Here is a 6,349-nt window from a genome sequence, read left to right as displayed (position 1 = left end):
GGCTCATGAGTCAACGACTACCGCTACGCGCGCATCTTGACGTGAGTCACCAGGGACCGCTACGCGCGCATTTTGACTGAGTCACCGGGGACCGCGCAGCGATGCGTTCTGTGCTCAGCGGCGTCGGCCGACCCACCACGCCAGGCCGACGGCACCGGCGGCCACGGCCACGCCGGCGTACGCCGCCGGAGGTCCCGGAGGGGCCGGCATCCGGTTCCGGCGGACCCGCACCGGCCGGCGGAACTCCCGCAGCCGCCAGCCCTGCTCTGCCGCGTGCCGGCGCAGCGCCTTGTCCGGGTTCACGGCCACCGGGTTGCCGACTGCCTCGAGCATCGGCCGGTCGGTGTAGGAGTCGCTGTAGGCCCAACACTGCTCCAGGTCGTAGTGCCGCTCCGCCGCCAGCTCGCGGATCGCGGTCGCCTTGCCTTCGCCGTAGGCGTAGAAGGCGATCTCCCCGGTGTAGCGACCGTCCGCGACGACCATCCGGGTGGCGATGACGTGGTCCACGCCGAGCATCGCACCGATCGGGCCCACCACCTCCTCGCCGCTGCTGCTGACGAGGATCACGTCGCGTCCGACGGACCCGTGCTCGTCGAACAGCGTCACGGCCTCGGCATAGACCATCGGGTCGATCAGCTCGTGCAGTGTCTCGGCGACGATGGTGTTGACCTGCTCGACCGGCCAGCCGGCGCAGAGCACCTTGAGGTAGTCGCGCATCCGGTCCATCGAGGCCTCGTCCGCGCCCTGCAGCAGGTAGACGAACTGCGCGAAGGAGCTCTTGAGGACGGCCCGCCGGTTGACCAATCCGCCCCGGTAGAACGGCCGGCTGAAGGCCAGCGTGCTGCTCTTCGCGATCACGGTCTTGTCGAGGTCGAAGAAGGCCGCGGCTCGGGGTCGCTCACTCACCGCACGAGGGTAGGCCGAGCTCGCCTCGGGAAGGCGGTTTCGCCCCCGTCGACCGCGGGGACATCCGCCGTCGACCGCGTCACGTGCCTGACGTACGGTCCCTGTACGGGGCCGGCTCAACCCCCCCCGGAGCCGGTCCCAGCGAGACGAACCCCGCCACCCCCCCGGCGGGGGTCGTCCGCGTGTTCAGGGCCGGTGCGCCCACCCGGCCGGCGCAGGTGCCTGAGGATCCAGCCTGTCTGTGGTGTCCAGCTTGGGCTTGTCCGTGTGTCCAGCCTGCCTGTGGACGGCCGGTGGCGATCCACAGGCGACGGCTCGCCCTCGTCCGGCACGCGGTCCGTCGGCTGGGCTGGGCGACCTCGCGCCGCAGCAGGTCGGCGCCCGCACCGCGGAGGCCACCGTGCCCGCTCGCTGCCTGGTCATCACCGGTGATCCCGACGTGCTCGACGAGCTGCTCCGACTCGCCGCCGCTGCCGGCGTCGAGCTGGACGTCGCCGCCGATGCCGGGGCGGCTCGCGGGGCCTGGTCTGCCGCGCCCTTCGTGGTGTTGGCCGCCGACGCGCTTGCCGGGGCTGACCGCCTGCGGCTTCCGCGGCGGCCCGGCGTCGTCCTGCTCGGCCGCGACCTCGACGACGCCGGGATCTGGCAGCGCGCGGTCCAGGTCGGCGCCGAGCACGTCGTCTTCCTGCCCGACGCCGAGCGCTGGCTGGTCGAGCGGTTCACCGACGCGGCCGAGGACGGGGGCGGCGAAGGCGCGCTGGTGGCGGTGCTCGGCGGGCGCGGCGGGGCCGGTGCGACCACCCTCGCCTGTGCTCTGGCGGTCACGGCCGGCCGCGCCGGGCGGGCGGCGCTGCTCGTCGACGGCGACCCGCTCGGTGGCGGCATCGACCTGGTCTTCGGCGGTGAGCGGGACCCGGGCCTGCGTTGGCCCGGCCTGGTGTCGACCCGTGGCCGGGTGCCTGCGGCGGCGCTCACCGGCGCACTCCCGCGGATGCAGGGTCTGCCGGTGCTGTCCTGGGACCGGGGGACGGCCGAGGACCTCCCGGTCGAGGCGCTGCAGGCGGTGCTGACCGCCGGGCGGCGGGCCCATGAGCTGGTGGTGGTCGACCTGCCCCGCTCGCTGGACGCTTCCGGCAGGGCGGTGTTGGCCGTGGCGACCACCGTGCTGCTCGTCGTCCCGACGGAGGTACGCGCGGCTGCCGCCGCCGCGCGCGTGGCCTCCGCGCTGGCCGGCCTGTGCGCCGATCTGCGGCTGGTGACCCGCGGGCCGTCCCCGTCCGGGCTGGGCGGTGACCAGGTGGCCCGGGCGCTCGGCTTGCCGCTGCTGGCCGAGCTGCGGCCCGAGCCCGGCCTCGCGCTCGCCCTCGAGCACGGCGAGGCACCGGCCCTGCGCGGCCGCGGACCGCTGTCGGTGGCCTGCACCCGGCTGCTGGACGAGCTGCTCCCGTCACTGGGCCGGGTGGCCGCGTGACCGTGCTCGAGGCCGGTCTGCTCGACCGGGTGCGCCGGCGGGTGGCCGCCTCGGGGGCGGCACCGACCGCTGCCGCCGTGGCGGTCGCGCTGCGCGAGGAGGGCGGGGCGCTGCGGGGCGACGCGGAGTTGCTGCCGGTGCTGCGGCTGCTGCAGAGCGAGATCGTGGGAGCGGGGCCGCTCGAGCCGCTGCTTCGCGACCCCGCCGTCACCGACGTGCTGGTCAACGCGCCGGACGAGGTGTGGGTCGACCGCGGTGCCGGTCTCGAGCGGGCGGCGGTGCGCTTTCCGGACGACCTGGCGGTGCGCCGGCTCGCGCAGCGGCTGGCCGCGCCGACCGGCCGACGGCTGGACGACGCGCAGCCGTGGGTCGATGCCAGGCTGCCCGATGGCGTGCGGCTGCACGCGGTGCTGCCGCCGGTCTCTCCCGGCGGCACCTGCCTGTCGCTGCGCGTCGCGCGGACCCGGGTGTTCTCGCTCGCCGAACTGGTCGAGGCAGGCTCGGTGCCGCCGGACGGGGCGGAGCTGCTGGCCCGGCTCATGGCGTCCCGGGCCGCCTTCCTGGTGACCGGGGGAACGGGCACCGGCAAGACCACGCTGCTGTCCGCGCTGCTGTCGCTGGCCGAGCCGGCCGACCGGCTGCTGCTCGTGGAAGACGCCGGGGAGCTCGCGCCGGCTCACCCCCACGTGGTGCGGCTCGAGGCCCGGCCGCCCAACCTCGAGGGTGCGGGCGCGGTGACTCTTCGCGACCTCGTCCGGCAGGCGCTGCGGATGCGCCCGGACAGGGTCGTCGTCGGCGAGGTGCGGGGATCCGAGGTGGTGGACCTGCTGGCTGCCCTCAACACCGGTCACGAGGGCGGCTGCGGCACGCTGCACGCCAACTCTGCTCGCGACGTGCCGGCCCGGCTCGAGGCGCTTGCCGCCGTCGCCGGCCTCCAGCGCGAGGCGCTGCACAGCCAGCTCGCCGCCGGGCTCCGGCTGGCCGTCCACCTGGTGCGTTCCCGGACGGCTGGTGTGCGGAGGGTCGCAGAGGTGTGTGTGCTCGACCGGGGCGTCGACGGCCTGGTCCGGGCCGAGCCGGCATGGAGCTGGAACGGCGCGACGGCAGCCGGGACGGCGGGTCCGGCTGCGCGGCTGCTCGCCGACCTGGTCCCGCCGTGAGCGTGCTGCTGGCCGCGGCGCTGGCCGGCGCGTCGGCGGCGGCCCTGGTTGCGCTGCCCGAGGCGGGCCGGCTGCGCTTCGACGATCTCAGGCTGTCGCGGGCAGGTGCACCGGCCGGGCAGACAGGTGCACCGGCCGGGCGGTCGGGTGTGCCGGCCGGCTGGCTCGGTGCGCCGGCACTGCTCCCGGTCGTCGGCGGGGCCGCCGCCGTACTCCTGCTCGCCGGCCCGGTGCCGGCGGCGCTGCTGCTGGTCGGTGCCGGGGCGAGCTGGCGTTGGTGGTCCGTCCGGGCGCACCGAGGGGCCGCGGCGGAGGAGCGGGCCGGAGCGGTCGAGGCCTTCGGTGCACTGGCCGCCGAGCTGCGGGCCGGCCGGCCGCCCGCCGAGGCGCTCGCCGCGGCGTCCCGGGTGGCCGTCGGGCCGCTGCGGGAGGTCCTGCGTGCGGCCGCCGCCTCGACCGGCCTGGGCGGCAATGTGGCCGCCGCCCTGCGATCGCCGCCCACGGGTGCGCCCACGGCGGTGCCGGAGGTGCTGCGCGCGCTGGCCGCCTGCTGGACCGTGTGTGCCACGTCCGGTAGCGGGCTGGCGGCCGCGGTCGACCGGCTGGCGGAGGGGCTGCGGGCCGAGCACGCCCAGCGCCGCGCCGTCGACGCCGAGCTGTCCGGACCTCGGGCGACCGCTGGTCTGCTGGCCGTGCTGCCGCTGGGTGGCCTGCTGATGGCCGGCGGGCTCGGCGCCGACCCGCTGCAGGTGCTGCTGCACACCCCGCTCGGCCTCGTCTGCCTGACTGCCGGGCTGGCACTGGAGGGATGTGGTCTGTGGTGGACCCACCGGCTGGTGGCCCGCGCCGGCGGGAGCGGTTGAGGTGGTCGCCCTCAGCGGGCTGCTGGCCGGGCTGGTCCTGCTCGTCCTGCTGAGCCGGCCAGGTGACGGGCGGCTGGCGCACGCCGTGCCGCACCCCGGCTGGTCCGGCTCGCCGGCTCGCGGCCGGAGGCCCATCGGCCCGCGGGACCCGGAGCGGGTGACGCGCCCCCCGGTGCTCTCGATGCAGGGCACCGCCTGCCTGCTGCTCGGCGCAGCCACCGGCCTGCTCCTCCCCCTGCCGCTCGGGCCGCTCGCGGGTGCGGCCGTGGCGCTGGCCGGGCCGCGGGTCCTGGGCCGGCTCGAGCCGCGGGCGGTGCGGGCCGAGCGGGAGCGGTTGGTCAGCGACCTGCCGCTGCTGCTGGATCTGCTTGCCTCCTGCCTCGCCGGAGGCGCTTCGCTCGCCGGAGCGGCCGATGCCGTCGCGCGGGCCGTACCCGGACCGGCGGGCCGGCGGATGGCGGCCGTCGGAGCCGCCCTGGCGGTGGGCTCCCCACCCGCAGACGCGTGGGCTGCGCTGGCCTCAGCGGTGCCGGGCGATTCGCTGGCCCCGGGCGATCCGCTGGGGCCGGCCTCCCGGGCCCTGGCCAGGGCGGCAGACGGCGGTGCACCGGTCGCCCAGGCCGTGTCCCGGATCGCGGCCGACGCACGGGCCGAGGCCCGCTCCCGTGGCGAGCAGGCAGCGCGCCGCGTGGGTGTCCTGGCCGTGGCCCCGCTCGGCCTGTGCTTTCTGCCGGCGTTCGTGCTACTCGGGGTCGTACCTGTCGTCGCGGGTCTGGCCGGCCCGCTGCTCGGGTCGTTGTGAGGTGCCTGTGTGCAGCCGGCAGCCCTGTCCACAGATCAGCTGCGGCGCCTGGGATCCGGGGCTCCGGTCGGCGAGCGTCGGGTGCGCCGGGCGACCGCCTGGCATCCCGTTCCAGGAGGTCATCATGCGTGCTCTGCACACCGTCCGTACCGCCCCCGTCCGCGCCGCTGTCCGTCTGCAGGTGGCTCGGGCCCATCCCGAGGCCGGAATGACGACGGCGGAGTACGCCGTCGGCACCGTCGCGGCCTGCGGCTTCGGCGGCATCCTCTACAAGGTGATCACGAGTTCGGAGGTTCTCGGGCTCATCACCGGCGTCATCGGGCGAGCCTTCAAGCTCGCCTTCTGACCCCTGCCCCCGCCCGGGCCGGCGCGGCTCGCTGTCGCGCCGGCCCAGGCCTGGCCCGGGAGGTCCCCGTGCTCTGCTCCTGCTTCCGCCGCGTGCGCGGCTCTCGGGGCAGTGCGACCGCCGAGACCGCGGTCCTGCTGCCGGTGCTCGTCGTGGTGCTGCTCGCCTGCATCGGGGTGCTCGCCAGCGTCGCCGCCCAGCTCGAGTGCGTCGACGCCGCCAGGGCGGCCGCTCGTGCCGCGGCCCGAGGCGACGCACCGGCCGAGGTCCGGGCGACCGGGCAGCGCCTCGCGCCGCCCGGCGCCGTGGTCGAACTCACCTCCGGCGATGGCACCGTCGAGGTGCGGGTGCGCGCCGAGATCCAGCCGTTCGGGCGCGCGCTGCGGGTGCTCCCGGCCGTCGTGGTCAGCGGCCGCGCCACCGCCGCCGCCGAGCCGGGGTGACCGGCCGTGCGACGGGCGATCACGGCGCCGTGGTCGTCCTGGTCATAGCGCTGGGGGCGGTCCTCGCGCTGGCCGGCATGACGGCCAGCGCGCTGGCCGCGGGGGCCGTCACCCGGCAGCGGGCGGCCGCCGTCGCGGACCTGGCCGCCCTCGCCGCCGCCCAGCACGCGCTGGAGGGCCCGGCGCAGGCCTGCGCCTGGGCCACCCGGATCGCGCTGGCCGACGGTGGCATTGTCCGCCGCTGCACGCTGAGCGGTGACGTGGCCGAGGTGGTTGCCGAGGTGCGCCCACCGGGGCCGCTGGGGCGGCTCGGCAGCGCCACGTCCGTTGCCCGTGCGGGTCCTGGGGGGGGGCGGGG

The 6,349-nt window shown here is 76.9% G+C and carries 8 protein-coding genes; 7 read left to right on the top strand and 1 reads right to left on the bottom strand.

What is annotated here, in order from left to right:
• Positions 1-114 precede the first annotated feature (114 nt).
• Positions 115-906 carry an HAD-IB family hydrolase gene (locus WD794_06450; GenBank protein MEX2289951.1) on the bottom strand — a complete coding sequence of 264 codons (792 nt, stop codon included), beginning with the start codon at positions 904-906 and terminating at the stop codon, positions 115-117.
• A gap of 400 nt (positions 907-1,306) precedes the next feature.
• Here WD794_06450 and ssd point away from each other — a divergent pair, with 400 nt between their 5' ends.
• From ssd to WD794_06415, 7 genes are all read left to right on the top strand, one after another.
• A complete protein-coding gene (gene ssd / locus WD794_06445) occupies positions 1,307-2,377 on the top strand; it encodes a septum site-determining protein Ssd (protein MEX2289950.1) in 1,071 nt (356 codons plus the stop codon).
• On the top strand, positions 2,374-3,537 hold the full coding sequence (locus WD794_06440; GenBank protein MEX2289949.1) for a TadA family conjugal transfer-associated ATPase: 1,164 nt from the start codon (positions 2,374-2,376) through the stop codon (positions 3,535-3,537). Before ssd ends, WD794_06440 begins: the two co-directional genes overlap by 4 nt.
• Positions 3,534-4,400, top strand: a complete 867-nt coding sequence (locus WD794_06435; GenBank protein ID MEX2289948.1) for a type II secretion system F family protein — start codon at positions 3,534-3,536, stop codon at positions 4,398-4,400. Before WD794_06440 ends, WD794_06435 begins: the two co-directional genes overlap by 4 nt.
• A gap of 1 nt (position 4,401) precedes the next feature.
• Positions 4,402-5,202, top strand: a complete 801-nt coding sequence (locus WD794_06430; protein ID MEX2289947.1) for a type II secretion system F family protein — start codon at positions 4,402-4,404, stop codon at positions 5,200-5,202.
• A 124-nt stretch (positions 5,203-5,326) separates the two neighbouring features.
• A complete protein-coding gene (locus tag WD794_06425; protein MEX2289946.1) occupies positions 5,327-5,548 on the top strand; it encodes a DUF4244 domain-containing protein in 222 nt (73 codons plus the stop codon).
• A gap of 68 nt (positions 5,549-5,616) precedes the next feature.
• A complete protein-coding gene (locus tag WD794_06420; protein ID MEX2289945.1) occupies positions 5,617-5,991 on the top strand; it encodes a TadE family type IV pilus minor pilin in 375 nt (124 codons plus the stop codon).
• Positions 5,988-6,349, top strand: a 362-nt coding sequence (locus tag WD794_06415) for an Rv3654c family TadE-like protein (protein MEX2289944.1), incomplete at its 3' end; no start/stop codon positions are given. The genes WD794_06420 and WD794_06415, both read left to right, overlap by 4 nt.

Source organism: Mycobacteriales bacterium (assembly GCA_040902655.1).
Taxonomy (GTDB): Bacteria; Actinomycetota; Actinomycetes; order Mycobacteriales; family SCTD01; genus SCTD01.
This window is presented reverse-complemented; position numbering and strand designations above follow the sequence as displayed.

What these genes read in the sequence shown, in the direction of transcription:
- WD794_06425 (MEX2289946.1), top strand. Translation starts at nt 5,327, where the DNA reads ATGCGTGCTCTGCACACCGTCCGTACCGCCCCCGTCCGCGCCGCTGTC.